Source organism: Klebsiella terrigena (assembly GCF_006539725.1).
GTDB lineage: Bacteria > Pseudomonadota > Gammaproteobacteria > Enterobacterales > Enterobacteriaceae > Klebsiella > Klebsiella terrigena.
Genome location: NZ_BJNO01000001.1, coordinates 66540 through 87046, shown reverse-complemented (window position 1 = coordinate 87046; position 20507 = coordinate 66540). Strand labels below are relative to the sequence as shown.

Genomic DNA, 20507 nt, shown 5'->3' with positions numbered 1-20507 from the left:
CAGTTATTTACCGTTTTCAGCGCTTGTGTCGCCGTCACGGGTGAGCCACCAGGCTCCTAAAATCGGAATGGTCGTCACCAGCATCACCAGCAGCGCGACAACGTTGGTTATCGGCACATCGCGCGGGCGTCCCAGCTGATTCAGCAGCCATAGCGGGAGCGTGCGCTCGTGTCCGGCGGTAAAGGTGGTGACGATTATTTCATCAAACGACAGCGCAAACGCCAGCATTCCTCCGGCCAGCAGCGCCGACCCCAGGTTGGGCAACACCACGTAGCGGAAGGTCTGCCAGCCCGTAGCGCCTAAATCCATTGACGCCTCCACCAGGCTCCAGGAGGTCCGACGAAAGCGGGCGATCACGTTGTTAAAGACCACCACCACGCAGAAGGTGGCGTGCCCGACAACGATGGTAAAGAGACCCGGTTCGAGGTTAACCGCCTTAAACGCCGTTAGCAGCGCCAGGCCGGTAATGATCCCCGGTAGCGCGATGGGTAACAGCAGCAGCAGGGACACGGCGTTCTTGCCAAAAAAAGCGCTGCGCCACAGGGCTCCTGCAGCCAGCGTGCCAAGTACCAGCGCAATAGCGGTCGATAGCGCGGCAATTTTCAGTGACAACGTCACTGATTCGATGATATCGCCCCGCCCGGCCGCTTCGCTAAACCAGCGCAGCGTCAGGCCCTGCGGCGGAAAGCTGAAGGCAGCGTCTTCGGTGTTAAAGGCGTACAGGGCGATGATCAGCAGTGGAAAATGCAGGAAGATAACCCCGCCCCAGGTTGCTATTTTCAGGAGCAGCGGCGCGCGTTCAGAGTGCATCAAACGCTCCCAGGCGTTTAACAAACGCCAGATAGAGGGCAATCAGGACAATCGGCACGAGGGTAAACGCCGCCGCCATCGGCATATTGCCAATCGCCCCCTGCTGGGAATAGACCATATTGCCGATAAAAAAGCCCGGCGGCCCCACCAGCTGCGGCACGATAAAATCGCCCAGCGTCAGCGAGAAGGTAAAAATCGACCCGGCGGCAATACCGGGAATGGCCAGCGGCAGCACCACGTGGCGAAAGGTTTGCCGCGGCCGGGCGCCGAGGTCGGCCGACGCCTGCAGCAGCGACGCCGGTATGCGCTCCAGCGCTGCCTGCACCGGCAGGATCATAAACGGCAGCCAGATATAGACGAAGACCAGGAAGCGGCCCAGCCCCGAGGTCGACAGCGTATTGCCGCCCACCGCCGGGATCGTCAGCAGCAGATTCAGCGCGCCCTCCAGCCCAAGGTGGCGAAGAAACCACTGCGCCACGCCATCCTTTGCCAGCAGCAGCGTCCAGGCGTAGGCCTTAACGATATAGCTGGCCCACATCGGCAGCATGACGGCGATATAGAAAAATGCCTTCATCTTGCCGCTGGTGTAGCGCGCCATATACCACGCCATCGGCAGCGCCAGAACCGCGCTGGCCAGCGTGACCGCCAGCGCCATCACCAGCGTGCGGATAATAATGTCGTAGTTGGCCGGGTTAAACAGCGCCTTGAGATTAGCCAGCGTCAGGTCGGTAGTGACCGACATGGTGAAATCGTCGAAGGTGTAGAAGCTTTGCCACAGCAGCGTTAGCAGCGATCCCAGATAGACGATACCAAACCACATCAGCGGGCCAAGCAGCAGTAAAAACAGCCCCAGCGAGGGCCGGCGCCAGAAAAGTCCTGACAGGCGGCCGGAAGGCGCGTTGGCGATGAGCGTTGCCATATCAGCCACCGTTATCCAGAGAGACCATCGCCGCGCGCGACCAGGAGGCCAGCACCCTTTGCCCCGCCTGCGGCGCGCTCAGCGCAGCAGCACCGTCGCTATTGGCCTGGCTCACCAGCAGCCTGCCGCCCTCCGCCAGCTTTAGCTCGATTCGCGTTGCCGCGCCCTGATACTGCACCGCCTGCACCACGCCCTCGACCTGAACCTCGCCGCCGCCGTTGAGCCGGATATGTTCCGGACGCAGCGACCAGCTGCCCGCCATGCCGCACAGCCGGGCCGAGAGCTCGGCGTCAAAGACGTTGGCCGTGCCGACGAACCCGGCGACGAAGGCCGTTTTCGGCCGCAGGTAGAGATCGTGCGGCGCGTCGACCTGCTCGATGCGCCCGTGATTAAACACCGCCACCCGGTCGGACATCGACAGCGCTTCGCCCTGGTCGTGGGTGACAAAAATAAAGGTGATCCCCAGCGCCTGCTGCAGCTTTTTCAGCTCCAGCTGCATCTGCTCGCGCAGTTTTAAATCCAGCGCCCCCAGCGGCTCATCCAGCAGCAGCACCCGCGGCTCGTTAACCAGCGCGCGGGCAATCGCCACCCGCTGGCGCTGGCCGCCGGAGAGCTGGGAGGGTTTGCGCGCGTGGACAAAGTCGAGGGCCACTTTTTCCAGCGCCTCCTGCGCGCGGCGGTGACGCTCTTTTTTGCCAATCCCCTTCACCATCAGCCCGTAGGCGACGTTATCGAGGATCGACATATGGGGAAACAGCGCGTAGTCCTGGAAGACGGTATTGACGTCGCGCTGCCACGGCGGCAGCTCGCTGGCCTGCTGGCCAAAAATGGCAATCTCCCCGCCGGAGAGCTGTTCAAAACCGGCAATCAGCCGCAGGCAGGTGGTTTTGCCGGAGCCGGACGGCCCCAGCATCGAGAAAAACTCGCCGTCGCGGATGGCAATGCTTACGCCATCCACCGCGCGCACGTCGCCATACAGCCGCGAGACGTTATGGAACTCTACCGCATACGTCATTTCACGCCTCCGGCCGCTCAGCGGCCGCCCATAATCGCGATATAGTCCTGAGTCCAGCGGCTGTAAGGGACGAACTTGCCGCCTTCCGCAATCGGGGTCTTCCAGAAGGCGATTTTGGCGAACTGATCATAGCCGTTGGTTTCGCAGCCTTTTTCTCCCAGCAGCGCGCTGGCTTTACAGCCCTGCGGCACCACCGGCAGCGAACCGAACCACGCCGCTACGTCGCCCTGAACCTTCGGCGTCAGCGACCAGTTCATCCATTTATAGGCGCACACCGGGTGCTTAGCGTCGCTGTGCAGCATGGTGGTATCCGCCCAGCCGGTCACTCCCTCTTTCGGGAAGACGGTGGCGATAGGCTGGCCTTCAGCCTTGAGGCCGTTGGCCTGATACGGCCACGCGCTGGAGGCGACCACGCCTTCGTTTTTGAAGTCGCTCATCTGCACGGTGGTGTCGTGCCAGTAGCGGTGAATCAGCCTGCGCTGATCGCGCAGCACCTTCAGCACCGCCTGGTACTGCTCCTCGGTAAGCTGATAGGGGTCGGTAATACCGAGCTGTGGCTGGGTGGCCTTGACGAACAGCGCCGCGTCGGCGATATAGATCGGGCCGTCGTAGGCCTGCACCCGGCCCTCGTTGCTTTTACCGTCGCTAAGATTTTGTTTTACAAACACCACGTTCCAGCTGTCCGGCGGGGTCGGGAACACTTTGGTGTTGTACATCAGCAGGTTTGGTCCCCACTGGTAGGGCGTACCGTAGACTTTACCGCCCACGTTGAACCACGCGCCTTTCTCCACCCGCGGGTCGAGGGTCTTCCAGTTGGCGATCAGCGCCGGATTAATCGGCTGCACGCGCTTGCCCATAATCAGGCGCAGCGACGCGTCGCCGGAGGCGGTCACCAGGTCATAGCCCCCTTTCGCCATCAGGCTGACCATCTCATCAGAGGTGGCGGCGGTTTTAACGTTGACCTGGCATCCGCTCTCTTTTTCAAACTGGGTAACCCAGTCGTAGTTTTTATCCGTCTGACCGCGTTCGATATATCCCGGCCAGGCAATGATATCCAGCCGGCCTTCGCCTTTATCCAACGATGTCGGCGGCTCGGCGGCCTGCGCGGTCAGGAAGGCCATACCCAGCACACAGAGGCTGCCACGGGCAATTTTTTTGCTCATCGGGTGTTACTCCTGTCACAACAAAATTAGCGGCAGCCGTGCCGTAAAAATATCTCCCTTAATAACAGTAGACGGCGCGCTATGCCCCTCACGGGAAATTTATTCAGGTTGTGACAAGGGGCGCATTCCGTAAAAATCGGCAAAAGCTGGACAACAATATGGATTATAGACAAGGAGTTAGGGACAGAGAATGGGTATGCGAATTTCCTATGATCGATACCGGTAAAATAATGACCGGTATCGTTGGATGATAATATTTAGTTATTTTCCGCGAGGCGTTAAGTCGTAGAAAAAATAAGTCTAAGGCTCAGCCAGCAGCTCACGAATAAGCTCGCCCAGGCGTTTAACCCCCTGCTCTTCTCTCTCCCCCCAGCCCCAGGCGGTATTGAAGCGGAAGAATGAGGTCCAGCTGGCGGTGGTGGAGAACATTTTTCCCGGCGCAATGCTGATGTTGTCGCGCAGGGCGCGCGCGCTCAGCTCCCCGGCATCGGCGCCCGCCGGCAGCTCAAGCCAGAGAAAGTAGCCGCTGTCGCTATGGTGGATTTTGACTTCGGCGGGCAGATGGCGCAGCAGCGCTTGCCAGGCCTGCTGCTTGCGCTCGGCCAGCTGGCGGCGCAGGCGCCGCAGATGGGCGTCGTAGCGGCGGGTCGACAGATAGTCCACCAGCGCCATCTGCATTGGCGAGCTGGTCGACAGCGTGCTCATCAGCTGCAGCTGCTGAATGCGCCGGGCGTGTTTGCCGGCGGCCACCCAGCCGATGCGAAAGCCCGGCACCAGGCATTTGGAAAAGGAGCTGCAGTGGAGCGTCATATCCTGGCGGTCCCAGAATTTGGCGGGCAGCGGCTTCTCGCGGCCAAAATAGAGCTCGCTGTAGACGTCATCTTCAATCAGCACCACGTTGTAGCGCGCCAGCAGCTCGACCAGCCGCGCCTTTTTCTCCGCGCTGAGGGTAAAGCCGAGCGGGTTCTGGCCGTTGGTCATCAGCCAGCAGGCCTTCACCGGATAGCTCTGCAGCGCCTGCTCCAGTGCCGCCAGATCGATCCCCTCTTTGACGTCCGTCGCCACCGACAGCGCTTTCAGCCGCAGCCTTTCCAGCGCCTGCAGCGCGCCGTAGAAGCAGGGATTTTCCACCACCACCCAGTCGCCCGGCTCCGTGACCGCCTGCAGGCTGAGGTTGAGCGCCTCCAGCGCGCCGGCGGTGATCACTATCTCATCCGGTGAAATGTTCATTCCCTGCAGCGCGTAGCGGCGGGCAATCGCGTGGCGCAGCTCGTCGTTACCCGGCGGCAGGTTTTCAATCACGCTCATCGCCGTTGCGGTTTTGCTGACCTGCGCCAGGGAGCGGTTTAGCTGCTGGAGCGGAAACAGGCGCGGGTCGGGAAAAGCGGAGGCAAAAGGCAGCATCGAGGCCTGACGACTGGCCTGCAGCACTTCAAAAATGTAGGTATTAATATCCACCGATTCGTGCCGGGTCACCTGCGCCGGCGGCGCCGGCTGGCGCGACTTAACCGGCTTAGGCGCAACGTAGTAGCCCGACTGCGGACGGGCGATGATCCGCCCCTGGCTCTCCAGCAGCTGATAGGCGTGGCTGACCGTCATAAAACTCATTCCGCTACTGACCACCTGCTCGCGCAGCGAGGGCAAGCGGTCGCCGGGCTGCCAGACGCCGAGCGCAATCTGTTCGGTCAGCTGCTGTGCCAGCTGTTGGTACTTTTTCATAGGTGAGTCCGCGGATGAACGTTGTGGCCTATAGTATAACAGCTGATAAATAATGGCAGTTTATAAAAACTGTTATGCACTAAGCCTGCGGGCTATCTTTTAACCCGCCGCTGCGTCGTGCGGATAGTGCGCCGCAGCGGGGCAGCGTTTATCCCAACGCCGCCTATTCCCGCAGACCATTCGGCAGCGGCGGCTGAGAAAAATCCATAACAGTCACCCGACTGTTATGGGAAAAAAGAGCCTTTCTGCCTCTGCAACCAAAGGCAGGCGACGCCTAAAATTGCGCTGAATCAATTTTTATTGCGGAGCACTGCATGTTTGGTCTTGATGCATTCCACCTGGCGCGAATTCAATTCGCCTTTACCGTGTCGTTTCATATTATCTTTCCCGCCATCACCATCGGGCTTGCCAGCTATCTGGCGGTGCTGGAAGGGCTGTGGTTAAAAACCAAAAATCCCGTCTGGCGATCGCTGTACCACTTCTGGTCGAAAATTTTCGCCGTCAACTTCGGCATGGGCGTCGTCTCCGGGCTGGTGATGGCCTATCAGTTCGGCACCAACTGGAGCGGTTTTTCTGAGTTCGCCGGCAGTATTACCGGGCCGCTGCTGACCTATGAGGTGCTGACGGCCTTCTTCCTCGAAGCCGGGTTCCTCGGCGTGATGCTGTTCGGCTGGAACCGCGTCAGCCCCGGCATGCACTTCTTCGCCACCTGCATGGTGGCGACCGGGACCATAATCTCCACCTTCTGGATCCTCGCCTCCAACAGCTGGATGCAGACGCCGCAGGGCTTTGAGGTGGTCAACGGCCAGGTGGTGCCCGTCGACTGGTTTGCGGTGATCTTCAACCCCTCATTCCCCTACCGCCTGCTGCATATGTCGGTCGCGGCCTTCCTCAGCAGCGCGCTGTTCGTCGGCGCCTCGGCGGCATGGCATCTGCTGCGCGGCAATCAAACTCCGGCCATTCGCGCGATGTTTTCGATGGCCCTGTGGATGACGCTGATCGTCGCCCCCATCCAGGCGATGATTGGCGATATGCACGGCCTGAACACGCTCGAGCATCAGCCGGCAAAAATTGCCGCCATTGAGGGACACTGGGAAAACCGGCCGGGGGAACCGACGCCGCTGCTGCTATTCGGCTGGCCGGATATGCAGCAGGAGCGCACCCGCTACGGCCTCGAAATCCCGGCGCTCGGTAGCCTGATCCTCACCCACAGCCTCGATAAACAGGTACCGGCGCTGAAGGAGTTTGCGCCAGAGGACCGCCCCAATTCGACCATTGTATTCTGGTCATTTCGCCTGATGGCCGGCCTCGGCATGCTGATGATCCTGCTCGGCGCGCTGGCGCTGTGGCTGCGCTACCGCCGGCGGCTCTACCACTCGAAGCCCTTCCTGCGCTTTGCGCTTTGGATGGGGCCATCGGGGCTGATTGCCATCCTCGCCGGCTGGGTGACCACCGAGGTGGGCCGCCAGCCGTGGGTTGTCTATGGCGTGCAGCGCACCGCCGACGCCGTTTCCGCCCACGGCGACCTGCATATGACCATCAGCCTGCTGACGTTTTTCGTGGTCTACAGCTCGGTCTTTGGCGTCGGCTATAGCTATATGCTGCGCCTGATCCGCAAAGGCCCGCAGGAGGTCAATCCGCCGGTAAGCGGCACCCCGGCGCGTCCGCTTTCCGCCGCCACCGGCAATCTTGAGCATAAGGAGTCCCACTAATGGCTATCGACCTGTCGGTAATCTGGTTTGCCATCATCGTTTTCGCCACCCTGATGTATATCGTCATGGACGGCTTCGATTTAGGGATTGGCATTTTATTCTGCACCATCCGCGACCCCGAGGATCGCAACGTGATGGTGAACAGCGTGGCCCCGGTGTGGGACGGAAATGAGACCTGGCTGGTGCTCGGCGGCGCGGCGCTGTTCGGCGCCTTTCCGCTGGCCTACGCGGTCATTATCGACGCGCTGGCGATCCCGCTGACGCTGATGCTGGTTGGCCTGATCTTTCGCGGAGTGGCCTTCGAATTTCGCTTCCAGGCCACGCCGTCGCACCGGCCTTTCTGGGACCTCGCTTTTCTTGGCGGCTCCCTGCTGGCGACCTTTGCCCAGGGCGTGGTAGTCGGCGCGGTCATTAACGGCTTCCCGGTCAGCGGCCGCGCCTTTAGCGGCGGTATGCTCGACTGGCTTACGCCGTTCACCCTGTTTTCCGGCCTGGGGCTGACCATCGCCTACGCGCTGCTGGGCGCCAGCTGGCTGGTGATGAAAAGCGAGGAGCCGCTGCAGGAAAAAATGCGCGGCGCGTCGCGGGCCCTGCTGCTGGCGCTGCTGGCGGTGATGGCCGCTATCAGCCTGTGGACCCCGCTGGCGCAGCCCGCTATCGCCGCGCGCTGGTTCAGCTTACCGAACCTCTTTTTCCTGCTGCCGGTTCCGCTGCTGGTGCTGGCACTCAGCGTCTGGCTTTGGCGGGCGTTAGGCAGCCACGACCATCACGCCCGCCCTTTCCTGCTGACGCTTGGGCTGGTGTTCCTCGGCTTTAGCGGGCTGGGGATCAGTATCTGGCCGCATATTATTCCGCCGGCCATCACCCTGTGGCAGGCCGCCGCGCCGCCGCAGAGCCAGGGATTTATGCTGGTAGGCGCGGCGCTGATTATTCCGGTGATCCTCGGCTATACCTTCTGGAGTTACTACGTATTCCGCGGCAAAGTGCAACACGGTGAGGGGTATCATTGATGAATCGATTATGGCTTAAGCAGATAGTCTGGATGGTTGCGCTGTGGGGCGGCAGCGTGCTGGCGCTGGCGGCGGTGAGTATGGGTTTTCGCCTGTTAATGACCGCTGCCGGGCTAAAAGTCTAGCGTTTTATCTTAACCGTCAATCAACCGGCAGCGCATCTGCCGGTTTTTTTATCTTCCGTCAGCCGGCGCTGACAGAGCCTTTTCCCTTCTTTGACTGGCGTAGAAAAAAGCTCAACAACCAGCAGGCATAGTGGCTGCACTCGCCCCCATACGGAACAGGATATGATCAGGAGATGCGTTGCGACGCTGCTGCTGCTGTGTGCGCTCTTTTCCGGCCACCTGCTGGCCCGCCAGCAGGGACACGACTACTTCCCGGTCCCCAGCCTCGAACAGCGGCTGCTGCACGAGGCCGATTGCGACGAATTACGCAGCCAGTACGACGATGCGGCGTCGAACCTGCGCGAACAGCACCGCTGGCAGAACGCCCGCCGGGCTAAAACCTATTCCCGCAGCTAATCCCGGCGTCGATCAGGCGCCTTTGCGTTTGGGCAAGGTTTTCAGCAGCTCGTCCGGGCTGACGGAGGCAACGATGCTCCCCGGAAGCGGCATTTTCAGAATATGGTTCTTCATTTTGCCCACCACGTGCATTTCGCATGGACGGCAGTCAAACTTCAGCGTCAGCACCTCGTCGCCGTGGATCAGCTGCATCGGCGTAGCTTTCCAGCTCTTAATCGAACCTTTAGCCTGTTTCGGGCACAGGTTAAAGGCAAAGCGCAGGCAGTGCTTGGTGATCATCACCGGCACGTCGCCTTTCTCTTCGTGCGCTTCATAGGCGGCATCAATCAGCTTCACGCCGTAGCGCTGATAAAACTCGCGCGCCTTGTGGTTATAGACGTTCGCCAGGAACGAGAGATGGGTTTCCGGATAGACCGGCGGCGGCACGGACACCGGCTTGCGCTGGCCGCGAGGCACGGCGTCCAGGCGCGCCCGATCGAGACGCTCTACCGTTTCACGACGCAGCTGATTGAGCAGGCCGTTGGGCACAAACAGCGCGCCGGGCAGCGCTATCTCAACGTTGCGGGCGAAATAGATGGTCTGGCCTAATTTCGCCACCCCGTCGCGCAGGTTAGCCAGCGCCTTATCGGCCTGGGTCGCTTCGGCAAACTCACCGTCGAGGGTGTGGGTCACGCTGACGCCATCCTCGCAGGTCATCGTCAGCACCAGCTGTTCCTGCCAGCCGCTGAGGGTGATATCTACCGCAATCCGCCGCTCGCTGGAGGTCTTTTGCAGCGCCTGCTGCCAGTTGTGGTCGAGATTGCGGTTCAGCGCCTGATGCGGGCGCGCCTTATAGAGATCCGCCGGCATTTCGTTTGGCCATACGCGGTAGCGGTTTTCACCGGTTTTCTCTACCGTATTGGCGCGAAAACCGACAATTTCGCGCTTGATCATCACGTTCAGACCGTCGCCGTTGGTCAGCGCTTCGCTCACCTCAACGTCAAGATGGTCCTTGCCCACCTTCAGCACTTCGCCCACCGGCAGGCCGATAAACTTCGGCGAATCGAACGCGCCGATATCCCCTTTACGCGCGTTAACGAAGTAGTCGGTGCTGCCGCGATGGAAGGTTTTATCCGTGGACGGCACGAAGAAATGCTCGGTACGTCCGGCAGAGGAGCGCGCAAGATCGCCGCGGTCTTCAATGATTGCGTCCAGCATCTGACGATAGTGGGCGGTAATGTTCTTCACGTAGCTCATGTCTTTGTAGCGGCCCTCAATCTTGAAGGAGCGCACGCCGGCGTCGATCAGCTGGGCCAGGTTGGCGGTCTGATCGTTGTCTTTCATCGACAGGAGGTGTTTCTCATAGGCCACGACCCGGCCCTGGTCATCTTTCAGGGTATACGGCAGGCGGCACGCCTGAGAGCAGTCGCCGCGGTTGGCGCTGCGGCCGGTCTGCGCGTGGGAGATATTGCACTGACCGGAGTAGGCTACGCACAGCGCGCCGTGAATAAAGAACTCAATCGTCGCGTCGGTGTGTTCGTAGATGGCCTTGATCTGCTGCAGATCCAGCTCGCGCGCCAGCACTATCTGGCTGAAGCCGACGTCGGAAAGAAACTTCGCTTTTTCAACGCTACGGATATCGCACTGGGTGCTGGCATGCAGCTCAATCGGCGGGATATCCAGCTGCATCACCCCCATATCCTGCACGATCAGCGCATCAACGCCGGTTTCATACAGGTCGGTAATCAGGCGCTGCGCGGGCTCAAGCTCATCATCATGCAGGATGGTATTCAGCGTCACAAAAATCTTCGCACCGTAGCGATGGGCGAAAGGCACCAGTTCGGCGATATCGCTGAGGCTGTTGCTGGCGTTGTGGCGCGCGCCAAAGCCCGGTCCGCCGATATAAACCGCGTCCGCACCGTGTAAAATAGCTTCACGGGCGATCCCGGCATCGCGGGCAGGGCTAAGAAGTTCAAGATGATGGTTTTGCAGGCGCATACGATCGTCGTTATCCGTTATAGGGGGCGAAATGGCGGCTATTGTAGTCAGAAGTGGGCAGAGACCAAAACAATTTCCGCCGCCGCCGCGGGGTGAATTTTCAGATTCTGGCAAAGCATTGAAGGAAAAGCTATTTCCCAGCGAAAACGGCGCAGGGTAAAGTCACCGCGTATTCCGGATTTTCCTCGTCACGTTGTGGATTGTTTTTATCAGTCATCTTGATTGGCCGCCGGCTAACCCCCGGCGGCTTTTTCTTTGGGGTAGTGAATGAGCGAATGAAAATGGGCCGTCTGCGCGCCGCTGTTGCGGTAGGCATGCGCCAGGTCGCCGGCAAAGCGCCGCCCTTCCCCCGCCTGCAGAGTCTGCCACTGCCCTTCAAGGCACAGCTCCAGCGCTCCGCTTATTACCACCACGTGCTCGATCACCCCTTTTTCATGCGGCGTTGACTCGCTGAGCGCGCCGGGAGCGAGGGTGATAGAAAAATGGTCAAAACGCAGCTGCGGATCCCACGGGAAAACCGGCGTCACCACCATTGCCTGCTGCTGCGGGTCGAAGGCGGCCGGCGCGTCGGCATCATCGGCGACGATAAACGTCGAGAAGGCCACGTTCAGCCCGGTGGCAATTTTCCACAACGTCGCCACGGTCGGGCTGGATTCGTTGCGCTCAATCTGCCCGAGCATCGCCTTCGACACCCCGGTCTCCTCCGCCAGACGCGACAGGCTCCAGCCGCGCTGTTGGCGCAGCGTTTTCAGGGTTGCCGCAAGATGTTGCGCAATATTCATTCCACCTCCTGATTTTCTCAGCAGAAATTATACGCGTATTAATATGATTCTACAGGGCGTTTAATTGCGAAAAGCGCCGGCGGTACTCCCGGGGGCCCACGCCAAACTGCTGATTGGTTACCGGAAACATATCGCACAATCCTGAGAAGCGGATGAAATTAGCTGCTGGCAACATAGAGCAATCTGCTATCGCCGCCGGGAGTCGATAGCGATCACATTTCTGCAGCGGCAGGCGGAACCGATCGCCGCGCTTGTGCGCTATAGCGCACAGTGATACATTTCACCGGATGTTATAACGCACAAGAGGTTATCATGCGCTCGTTCTCCCTACCGCTGCCGACGCTGCTCGCCGGCTTTATCGCGGTGCTGGTCGGCTACGCCAGCTCCGCGGCCATTATCTGGCAGGCCGCCGCCGCCGCGGGGGCCGATGCCGGACAAATCGCCGGCTGGATGACGGCGCTGGGTTTGGGCATGGGGGTCAGCACCCTCGCGCTGACCCTGTGGCGTAAGGTGCCGATCCTCACCGCGTGGTCCACTCCCGGCGCGGCGCTGCTGGTCAGCGGGCTGCAGGGCGTAACGCTGGAGCAGGCGGTCGGGGTGTTTGTTTTCGCCAACGCCCTTATCGTGCTCTGCGGGGTGACCGGCCTGTTTGCCCGCCTGATGAAGATCGTGCCCCACTCGCTGGCGGCGGCGATGCTGGCCGGGATATTGCTGCGTTTTGGCCTGCAGGCCTTCTCCAGCCTGCAGGGTAATCTGCTCCTCTGCGGCGGCATGCTCGGCGCCTGGCTTATCTGCAAGGCCCTGCTCCCGCGCTTCGCGGTCGTGGCCGCCCTGCTGGTGGGGGCCGCCATCGCCTGGGCCAGCGGCGAGGTGAGCGGTGAACACCTCAGCCTCTCTTTCGTTGCGCCGGCCTTTATCGCACCGCAGTTTACCCCCTCTCTGCTGCTCAGCGTCGGGCTGCCGTTTTTCCTCGTCACCATGGCGTCGCAAAACGCCCCCGGCTTCGCCACGCTGCAGGCCTCCGGCTATCCGGTGCCGGTGTCGCCGCTTATCGTGGCGACCGGCGGCCTGGCGCTGCTGCTGTCGCCGTTTGGCGTTTACTCCATCTGTATTGCCGCGATCACCGCCGCGATCTGTCAAAGTCCGGACGCCCATCCCGACCCTCAGCGCCGCTGGCTTGCGGCGGCGGCGGCCGGCGGTTTTTATCTTCTGGCGGGCATTTTTGGCGGTTCGATTACCGCGCTGATGTCGGCCCTGCCGGTGGCGTGGATCCAGATGCTCGCCGGGCTGGCGCTGCTGGGCACCCTCGGCGGAAGCCTGTTTCAGGCGCTGAATCATGAGAGCGAACGCGATGCGGCGGTGGTGGCCTTTCTGGTTACCGCCAGCGGGGTGACGCTGGCGGGCATTGGTTCCGCCTTCTGGGGGCTGCTACTGGGCGGGGTGAGCTACGCTCTGCTATCAGCGCTGCGCCGCGCGTAGCTGCGACGGCGTCAGGCCGGTGGCGCCTTTGACGCGGTTGCTGAAATGGCTGGCGGAGCTGAAGCCGCAGGCCAGGGCGATATCGGTGAGCGAACGAGCGCTGTGGCAGATAAGCTCCTGCGCGCGGAGCATGCGCCGCTGCATGACGTACTGATGCGGCGCCATTTTCATCGACTGGCGGAACATGCGCGCGAAGTGATATTCGCTGAGCGCCGTTTCCTGGGCCAGGTCGGCCAGCGTCAGCGGCTGGTCAAGGTTCTCTTCAATCCACGCCAAAAGCGTGCGCAGAACGTGCGGCGCCAGGCCGCCGGTAACCGTTGGCAGGCGCCACTGGACGTTCGAATAGTGCTGGATAAGGTGGGTCAGCAGCAGCGTGCTGGCGGAGCTTAGGGTCAGCTGGTTGGCCTGCTGCTGCCAGTCGTAGTCGAGGAGAAACTGACGATAGACCGCGGTGATTTTATCATCCCGGGAAAAGGTCTGTTCCTGCAGGCTAAACGAGGCCGGGCTGCGGTCCCAGACCTGTTCCCCGACGCGTCGCAGATGCGCATCGGTGCAGTAAAGGTGGACAAAAGAGAGGTCGCCGCGGATATCCCAGGTACTCTCCGCCCCCTTTGGCATCAGGCAGAAGCGATCCGGCCCGCCGCCGTTTTTCCAGCCCTGCGGCGTTTTCTGATAGCTTTCGTAACCGTCGGCAACGTACAGGCTGAGCGTGTGGTGGTCGCTACGTACCGTCACCGTATCGAGGTTGTTGTACCACGCCGCCAGCTGAATGCCGGAGTTCAGCTCCACCGTTTCCCGCAGCACGGCTTTTTGTTGACGTAATGTTTCGAAAGTCCCGTAAGCCATAGCCTTCACAAATCAGATTCCGCAAACCCGTAGTCTATGAAGAGTCGACGGCGGATACCAGACCTCGCGGTCTCCTGAAGCAAAATAAGCGCAAGAATTTGCAAGTCGGCAACAAGATGGTGACAGCGGCGCGGGCCAAAAGCGGCCACACTGCCCGGGAGTGTTCTTACGGGAGAGATATTTTGAACGCATTACTCTATGGGCTGGTCGTCGTTATCTGGGGCACCACGTGGATTGCCATCTTTCTACAGCAGGGGCCGGTCGCCGCGCCGGTATCGATTTTTTGGCGCTTCGCCGTTGCCAGCCTCACCATGCTGGCGATCCTGCTGGTTACCCGCCGCCTGCGCCCGCTGGCGTGGCGCGATCATCTGTTCTGCGTCCTGCAGGGCTGCTGCGTGTTCTGCTTTAATTTCTGGTGCTTTTATACCGCAGCGGCGCATATCAACACCGGGCTGGAATCGGTGATTTTTTCTATGGCGGTGCTGTTTAACGCCATCAACGGCTTTATTTTCTTCCGCCAGCAGCCGCCGGGTCGTTTCTGGCTCGCCGCCGCGCTGGGCCTCGCCGGGATCGTGACGCTGTTCTGGGACGATCTGCTGCAAAACGGCCTGAACGCCTCTCTGCTGTGGGGCATTGGCCTTAGCGCGCTGGGAACCTACGGCTTTTCGCTGGGGAATATGCTCAGCATCCGCCACCAGCGCCGGGGTCTGGAAACGCTGACCACCAACAGCTGGGCGATGCTCTACGGAACTCTGGTGATGGGTGCCATCGCCCTGATACGCGGCGATGATTTTTCGCCCCAGTGGACGCTGAGCTACATGGGCGCGCTGCTCTATCTGGCCCTCTTCGGTTCCGTTATCGCCTTCGGCGCCTACTTCACGCTGGTCGGGCGAATCGGCGCCAGCAAGGCGGCCTACAGCACCCTGCTGTTCCCGCTGGTTGCGCTGACCATCTCGACCTTTTATGAAGGCTACGTCTGGCACGGCAATGCCATCGCCGGACTGGCGTTGATTCTGGTGGGTAATCTGGTGATGTTCGCCCGGCCGGAGCAGTTTTTCCTGCGCCGCAGGCTGGCGTAAACGGCGGTCGCTATCCGCGCTTCCCGGCGGCGCGATACCGCCGGGAAGACGATCGTTCGCGCCGTCGACGGACGGCGCGGCGGGCTTATCTCTGCGTCGAGTCGAATTTCACCGCGTCGATAGCCATGTCGTCGATAACCTGCTTCAGGGTATCAATGGTCATCGGCGTATTTTCGTTGGCCAGGTTTTTCCCCTCACCTTTACGCACCACTTTGATCACCGGCTTGTTGGTGGCAGCATCAATCAGCTCCCCTTCAAAGTAGAGGCTGGTATCCATCGTACGGTGCCCGGTTGCCATTTCGGTCCCCGCAACCACCATCGCCACCGGCACCACTTCATAGAACTGCAGACCCTCTTTGCTGGAGTCCACGCCGGTGATCGCGCCGCGGAAGATCAGGCTGCGCGGGCCTGCGGTGGTCGCCAGCGGTTTACGCTCGGCAATCGCCTGCTTCATCTGCTTATTGGTGTAGTTAAGGATATCGCTCAGCGCTTTGGCCCCAACCTGGGTGGAGGGTTTCGGGATCGGGTAATAGGTGATTGGGTTGTAGACCACGTTATCGTAGTTTTTCGGATTGTAATCCGGGGAGATCCAGCGCAGTTCCGGTTTACCGGACGCCGAGGTGGTCTCTTTTAATTTGGAATAATCTTTTAAAAACCCTGAATACCGATCGGGTTGGGCAATTTTAGCCGCACAGCCGGTTAAGGCTAACAGACCAGCAAGAGCGGCAGCTTTAAATATAAAATGAGTACGCATGATGAATCCCTGTAAATGCAGTTGTCGGCAAGGTTTATAGCAAAATAGCAGAATAAGTGTTGTGACAAAAAGGGTGAAATGCCAGAGGCTGAGAAAAATAAATCCGCCACGGTGGGCGGATTGAGATAAGCGCTTTATTTTATATCAACCTGATAAAAAATATGCTTGCCAAACGGGTCAATCTCGTAGCCGGAGACATCTTTACGCACCGGTTCAAAAATAGTCGAGTGGGCAATCATGACCGCCGGCATTTGATCGTGCATCATCTGCTGGGCCTGTTTGTAGAGCGCCTCGCGCTGCGGACGATCGCTTATCGATTTTGCCTCGCTAATCAGCTTATCGAACGGCGGATAGCACCACTTCGCCGAGTTGGAGCCGCCGTTGGCCGACTGGCAGGTAAACAGCGGGCCGAAGAAGTTATCCGGATCGCCGGTTGCGGTCGTCCAGCCCATCAGGGCCGCCTGATGCTCGCCGTCTTTGACGCGCTTGAGATATTCACCCCACTCGTAGGTCGTGATTTTGGTCTGTACGCCAATTTTCGCCCAGTCCGCCTGAATCATCTCCGCCATGCGCTTAGCGTTGGGGTTATACGGGCGCTGGACCGGCATCGCCCACAGGTCGATGGTCATGCCGTTGGCCATCCCCGCTTCCTGCAGCAGCGCCTTCGCCTTCTGCGGGTCATAGTCATAATCTTTCAGCTCGGCGTCCGCGCTCCAGACCCCCGGCGGCAGCAGATTTTTCGCCGCCGTCCCGGTGCCGTGGAATACGGCTTCGATGATTGCCGGTTTATTAATCGCCAGCGCCAGCGCCTGGCGCACTTTGACATTATTCAGCGGCGGCTTTTGGGTATTGAACGCCAGGAATCCGGTATTCAGACCCGCCTTACTGAGCAAATTAATATTGTTATTTTCCTTCATTCTCGGCAAATCCGCCGGGTTAGGGAACGGCATAACCTGGCACTCGTTCTTTTCCAGTTTGGCATAACGCACCGACGCGTCCGGGGTGATGCTAAATATCAGGCGGTCAAGCTTCGCCTTGCCCTGCCAATATTCCGGGAAGGCAGTATAAAGAATGCGCGAATCTTTTTGGTACTGGGCGAGCTTAAACGGCCCGGTGCCGATTGGATCGTTGTCGACGCGCTCGGGGGTTCCCGCTTTGAGCATCGCATCCGCGTACTCCGCCGACAGAATCGAGGCGAAATACCAGCCGAGATCGGCGACAAACGGCGCTTCCGGATGGGCTAAGGTAAAGCGCACCGTATATTCATCAGGCTTATCAATTGCGGTGATCAGCTGACCAAATTCGAGGCTTTCGAAATTGGAATAGTTGCCGTTGGAGACGTTGTGGTAAGGATGCTGCGGATCCTTTTGCCGCATAAAGGAGAAGATAACGTCATCGGCATTAAAATCCCGCGTGGGGGTAAAGTACTTGTTGCTTTGAAACTTCACGCCCTTGCGCAAATGGAAGGTGTAGGTTTTACCATCCTCGCTGACCTCCCAGCTTTCGGCGAGGCTCGGCTGCAGCTCGGTGGTGCCAACCTTAAAGTCCACCAGCCGGTTATAGACCGGAACCGCGCTGGCATCGACGCTGGTACCGGAGGTGTAGAGTTGAGGATTGAAGTTCTCCGGCGATCCTTCGGAGCAGTAAACCAGCGTTTTGCCCGCAACGGTGGAACTGACCGTCAGAGCGGCGAATGCCAGGGCAAGCGTTGTGAGTTTGCGTTGCATCAGGTTTCCTTTTTAATTTGTCAGCTAATGAATAGCTTGTTGTTTTCTTATCCATACATAACACTAAAGCCTGATTGCAAACACCTGAAAAAATAATAAATAAGGAACGTCTATGTCATCTCCACTCGCCGAACGGCTCACCCAGCGCTTCTTCCGCTATCTCGCGATTAGCAGCCAAAGCGACCCGCGCGCCACCACGTTGCCAACCACCCCAGGGCAGCACGAGATGGCGCGCGAACTGGCGCAGGAGCTGCGTCAGCTGGGGCTAGACGATATCGAAATTGACGAGCATGCGACCGTCACCGCGGTGAAGAGAGGCAACGTTCCCGGGGCGCCGCGGATCGGCTTTATCACCCATATCGATACCGTCGACGTCGGGCTATCGCCGGACATCCACCCGCAGATCCTGCGCTTTAACGGTGAAGACCTGTGCCTGAATGCGCAAAAAGAGATCTGGCTACGGGTTGCCGAACACCCGGAGATCCTCGCCTATCCCGGAGAGGAGATTATTTTCAGCGACGGCACCAGCGTACTGGGGGCCGATAATAAGTCGGCGGTGACGGTGGTGATGACGGTGCTGGAAAGCCTGACCCCGGAGCATCGCCACGGCGATATCGTGGTGGCCTTTGTCCCGGATGAGGAAGTCGGCCTGCGCGGCGCGAAGGCGCTCGACCTGAGCCGTTTCGCCGTCGATTTCGCGTGGACCATCGACTGCTGCGAGCTGGGGGAGATTGTCTATGAGAACTTCAACGCCGCAGCGGCGGAAATCCGCTTTACCGGCGTCACCGCGCATCCGATGTCGGCGAAGGGCGTGCTGGTCAACCCCCTGCTGATGGCCACCGAGTACATCAGCCACTTCGATCGCCAGCAGACCCCCGAACACACCGCCGGACGCGAAGGCTACGTGTGGTTTAACGGCATTCAGGGGGACCAGAGCAGCACCCTGCTGCAGGCCAGCATTCGCGATTTCGACCTCGACGGCTTTAACCGCCGCAAGCAGCAGATTGGCGAGGTGGCGGCTAAAATCGCCGCCTGCTACCCAACGGCAAAAGTTGACTATCAGGTGAGCGATACCTACAGCAATATCAGCAATGCGATCGGTGAGGACCGCCGGGCCATCGACCTGCTGTTTACCGCAATGGAGAGCCTTGGGATTACGCCCAAACCGACGCCAATGCGCGGCGGCACCGACGGCGCGGCGCTATCGGCAAAAGGCCTGCTGACGCCAAACTTCTTTACCGGCGCGCATAACTTCCACTCAAAGTTCGAGTTTCTGCCGCTGTGCGCCTTTGAGGCCTCTTACCACACCGCGTTCGCGCTCTGCCTGCTGGCGGCGCGCTAGTCCGCCTTACGCGCCAGCATGGTGGCGAAGCGCAGCTTGATACGATGACCGTTGGCGTCGGTGCGGTGTAGCTCACCGACCTCTTCGTTGTACTTGAGGAACGTCCAGCCGGCGTAGTAGCTACGCAGCTCTTCCGGCTTAAAGGCAAACGGGAAGCCAACGGTGCACGGATAGTCTTCGGTATCCATCGCCGCCACGATCAGGTTATAGCCGCCCGGTTTAGTGCAGCGCTGCATGTTGGCGATAAGGCCGGGGATAGTTTTCGCTTCGAGAAACATCATCACCACGGTGGAGAGAATAAAATCGTACTCCCCGTCAAAGCTCAGCGTATTGAGGTCCTTGATTGCCGACTGCAGGTTATCAATCCCCTCCTGCGCGCGAATCGACTCCAGATTATCAATGCTCGCCGGATTTTTATCCCAGGCGGTAACGTCATAGCCGTTGGCCGCCAGATAGAGGCTGTTGCGCCCGTTTCCGCAGCCGAGATCGAGGGTTTTGCCCGGCTGCATCAGCGTCGCGGCGTGGACCACTTCGGAGTGGGTGCGGGTCATACCATATTTTTCAGTAAAGTAGTTTTCGTCACGGATAGTCATGCTTAATCCTTATTTTTTAACAGAGTGGCGCGCTCGACGCGGATCAGCAGCTTACCGCGCACCAGCAGCAGGAAAGTGCGAATCAACAGCAGCCCGATAATCAGATTGGTAAAGACGAACAGCGGGATCGCCAAAAAGTGGAAAAAACCGTTCGGCTGGCTATGCCCAAGATGCAGCCCGGTCGTCGCCAGCGCCGAGATGCCGAACGAGAAGCTCCAGAATGAGGCGTTGAACGGCTGCTGCAGATACCACGGCATCAGCCGCAGCATAAACAGCAGCTGCAGCAGGCCGTAGCCGAACAGCAGCTTAGCGAAGGTGTCCGCCTCCCCGCCGTTGACGCTCAGCCAGGCGCTGCAGGCCACCAGCGCGGGCGCCAGCTGAATGCCCAGCGAGGTGCGCAGCGCGGCAGGCAGCTCGCCGTCACTGCGCAGCCGCTGCAGAATAACCGGCTCCAGGCTCAGCCAGGAGAAAATCCCGGCGCCAAGGAACACCAGTCCGGCATCGTTAAAGCCCAGCGCGCCGCAGGCCATGGCGCTGATGAAGTTATTGGCGACCGTCGGCAGATAGAGACCCGGCGTCGTCGCGTCGCTGGGGTGATTGCCGCGCCACAGCCCGGCGCTTTGCCAGGCCGAATAGGCGAGCTGCAGCGCCACGCCGATGATAAACAGGCCCAGCGAGAGCGGACGACACCACGGCACGAAGCCGATGGAGACCAGCATGGTGGTTGCCGGAAACAGGCTGACGAAGCTGCCGGCAACCGGGTGGCGCATCTCCTGGCGAACGCTCCACGGAAAGCGGATCGCGCGGGTGATAAACGCGATGGCCAGCAGCGCCCATATCGTGGCCGCCAGCACCACCAGGCCATCGCCAACGCGGCGGCTTACCGGCCAAATGGTGCTGGCATAGCGCCAGGCAAAGCCCATACCGATAATGCCCAGCACCATGCCAAAATAGCCCGCGGGTAGATTCAGCACCCGCTGCCCCGACTGTTGTTTATTCATTTTATTTAATTTTTCAATTTATCTTTAAGGTGCATTTTAAAAGAACCTTCAAAAACGC

19 protein-coding genes are annotated in these 20507 nt (G+C 59.8%); 7 read left to right on the top strand and 12 right to left on the bottom strand.

The genetic code is table 11. From position 1 onward, the window contains the following. Positions 1-3: 3 nt before the first annotated feature. The 5 genes from RTE01_RS00400 to RTE01_RS00380 form a co-directional block, all read right to left on the bottom strand. Positions 4-810 carry an ABC transporter permease gene (locus tag RTE01_RS00400; protein WP_041145353.1) on the bottom strand — a complete coding sequence of 269 codons (807 nt, stop codon included), beginning with the start codon at positions 808-810 and terminating at the stop codon, positions 4-6. Then, entirely contained in the window at positions 800-1729 is a 930-nt protein-coding gene (locus RTE01_RS00395; RefSeq protein WP_041145352.1) for an ABC transporter permease, read from the bottom strand. The genes RTE01_RS00400 and RTE01_RS00395 overlap by 11 nt, the downstream gene beginning before the upstream one ends. A gap of 1 nt (position 1730) precedes the next feature. Next, positions 1731-2744 carry an ABC transporter ATP-binding protein gene (locus RTE01_RS00390; protein ID WP_041145351.1) on the bottom strand — a complete coding sequence of 338 codons (1014 nt, stop codon included), beginning with the start codon at positions 2742-2744 and terminating at the stop codon, positions 1731-1733. Between the two features lie 17 nt (positions 2745-2761). Further along, positions 2762-3907 (bottom strand): putative ABC transporter substrate-binding protein YdcS, encoded by a 1146-nt coding sequence (ydcS, locus tag RTE01_RS00385; protein ID WP_123551416.1) that lies wholly within the window; start codon positions 3905-3907, stop codon positions 2762-2764. 300 nt (positions 3908-4207) lie between these two features. After that, positions 4208-5626, bottom strand: coding sequence for an aminotransferase-like domain-containing protein (locus tag RTE01_RS00380; RefSeq protein WP_041145349.1), 1419 nt, complete (start codon positions 5624-5626; stop codon positions 4208-4210). Positions 5627-5940: 314 nt separating this feature from the next. Between RTE01_RS00380 and RTE01_RS00375 the strand changes: the two genes are divergently transcribed. The 4 genes from RTE01_RS00375 (at position 5941) to RTE01_RS00360 (ending at position 8869) form a co-directional block, all read left to right on the top strand. After that, a complete protein-coding gene (locus RTE01_RS00375; RefSeq protein ID WP_134525813.1) occupies positions 5941-7338 on the top strand; it encodes a cytochrome ubiquinol oxidase subunit I in 1398 nt (465 codons plus the stop codon). Then, positions 7338-8348, top strand: a complete 1011-nt coding sequence (gene cydB, locus RTE01_RS00370; protein WP_134525811.1) for a cytochrome d ubiquinol oxidase subunit II — start codon at positions 7338-7340, stop codon at positions 8346-8348. The genes RTE01_RS00375 and cydB overlap by 1 nt, the downstream gene beginning before the upstream one ends. Then, positions 8348-8473, top strand: coding sequence for a DUF2474 domain-containing protein (locus RTE01_RS00365; protein WP_071844918.1), 126 nt, complete (start codon positions 8348-8350; stop codon positions 8471-8473). The genes cydB and RTE01_RS00365 overlap by 1 nt, the downstream gene beginning before the upstream one ends. Positions 8474-8635: 162 nt before the next feature. After that, positions 8636-8869, top strand: coding sequence for a DUF2554 family protein (locus RTE01_RS00360; protein WP_041145346.1), 234 nt, complete (start codon positions 8636-8638; stop codon positions 8867-8869). Positions 8870-8881: 12 nt separating this feature from the next. On the opposite strand, the gene RTE01_RS00355 is transcribed toward RTE01_RS00360, so the two are convergent. After that, positions 8882-10846 carry a peptidase U32 family protein gene (locus RTE01_RS00355; protein WP_041145345.1) on the bottom strand — a complete coding sequence of 655 codons (1965 nt, stop codon included), beginning with the start codon at positions 10844-10846 and terminating at the stop codon, positions 8882-8884. Positions 10847-11079: 233 nt separating this feature from the next. After that, on the bottom strand, positions 11080-11628 hold the full coding sequence (locus RTE01_RS00350; RefSeq protein WP_134525807.1) for a helix-turn-helix domain-containing protein: 549 nt from the start codon (positions 11626-11628) through the stop codon (positions 11080-11082). Positions 11629-11940: 312 nt separating this feature from the next. Here RTE01_RS00350 and RTE01_RS00345 point away from each other — a divergent pair, with 312 nt between their 5' ends. After that, positions 11941-13107 carry a benzoate/H(+) symporter BenE family transporter gene (locus RTE01_RS00345; RefSeq protein WP_041145343.1) on the top strand — a complete coding sequence of 389 codons (1167 nt, stop codon included), beginning with the start codon at positions 11941-11943 and terminating at the stop codon, positions 13105-13107. Here RTE01_RS00345 and RTE01_RS00340 read toward each other — a convergent pair. Beyond that, positions 13087-13953, bottom strand: coding sequence for a helix-turn-helix domain-containing protein (locus RTE01_RS00340; RefSeq protein ID WP_115192875.1), 867 nt, complete (start codon positions 13951-13953; stop codon positions 13087-13089). The genes RTE01_RS00345 and RTE01_RS00340 overlap by 21 nt on opposite strands. A gap of 182 nt (positions 13954-14135) precedes the next feature. On the opposite strand from RTE01_RS00340, the gene RTE01_RS00335 reads away from it, so the two are divergent. Continuing rightward, the gene (locus RTE01_RS00335) at positions 14136-15032 is read left to right on the top strand and encodes a DMT family transporter (RefSeq protein ID WP_041145341.1); all 897 of its coding nucleotides are present in this window, start codon (positions 14136-14138) and stop codon (positions 15030-15032) included. An 85-nt stretch (positions 15033-15117) separates the two neighbouring features. Here the strand turns inward: RTE01_RS00335 and RTE01_RS00330 are convergent, their stop codons facing one another. Together RTE01_RS00330 and RTE01_RS00325 are read right to left on the bottom strand one after the other, a co-directional pair. Beyond that, positions 15118-15786, bottom strand: a complete 669-nt coding sequence (locus tag RTE01_RS00330; protein ID WP_141334527.1) for a DUF3313 domain-containing protein — start codon at positions 15784-15786, stop codon at positions 15118-15120. A 134-nt stretch (positions 15787-15920) separates the two neighbouring features. Then, entirely contained in the window at positions 15921-17513 is a 1593-nt protein-coding gene (locus tag RTE01_RS00325; RefSeq protein WP_135184739.1) for an ABC transporter substrate-binding protein, read from the bottom strand. 112 nt (positions 17514-17625) lie between these two features. On the opposite strand from RTE01_RS00325, the gene pepT reads away from it, so the two are divergent. Continuing rightward, positions 17626-18855, top strand: coding sequence for a peptidase T (gene pepT / locus RTE01_RS00320; protein WP_141334525.1), 1230 nt, complete (start codon positions 17626-17628; stop codon positions 18853-18855). On the opposite strand, the gene tehB is transcribed toward pepT, so the two are convergent. Together tehB and tehA are read right to left on the bottom strand one after the other, a co-directional pair. Further along, entirely contained in the window at positions 18852-19448 is a 597-nt protein-coding gene (gene tehB, locus RTE01_RS00315; RefSeq protein WP_076948056.1) for a tellurite resistance methyltransferase TehB, read from the bottom strand. The two genes, pepT and tehB, sit on opposite strands and share 4 nt — an antisense overlap. A gap of 2 nt (positions 19449-19450) precedes the next feature. Next, a complete protein-coding gene (gene tehA / locus RTE01_RS00310; RefSeq protein WP_041145336.1) occupies positions 19451-20449 on the bottom strand; it encodes a dicarboxylate transporter/tellurite-resistance protein TehA in 999 nt (332 codons plus the stop codon). Positions 20450-20507 lie beyond the last annotated feature (58 nt).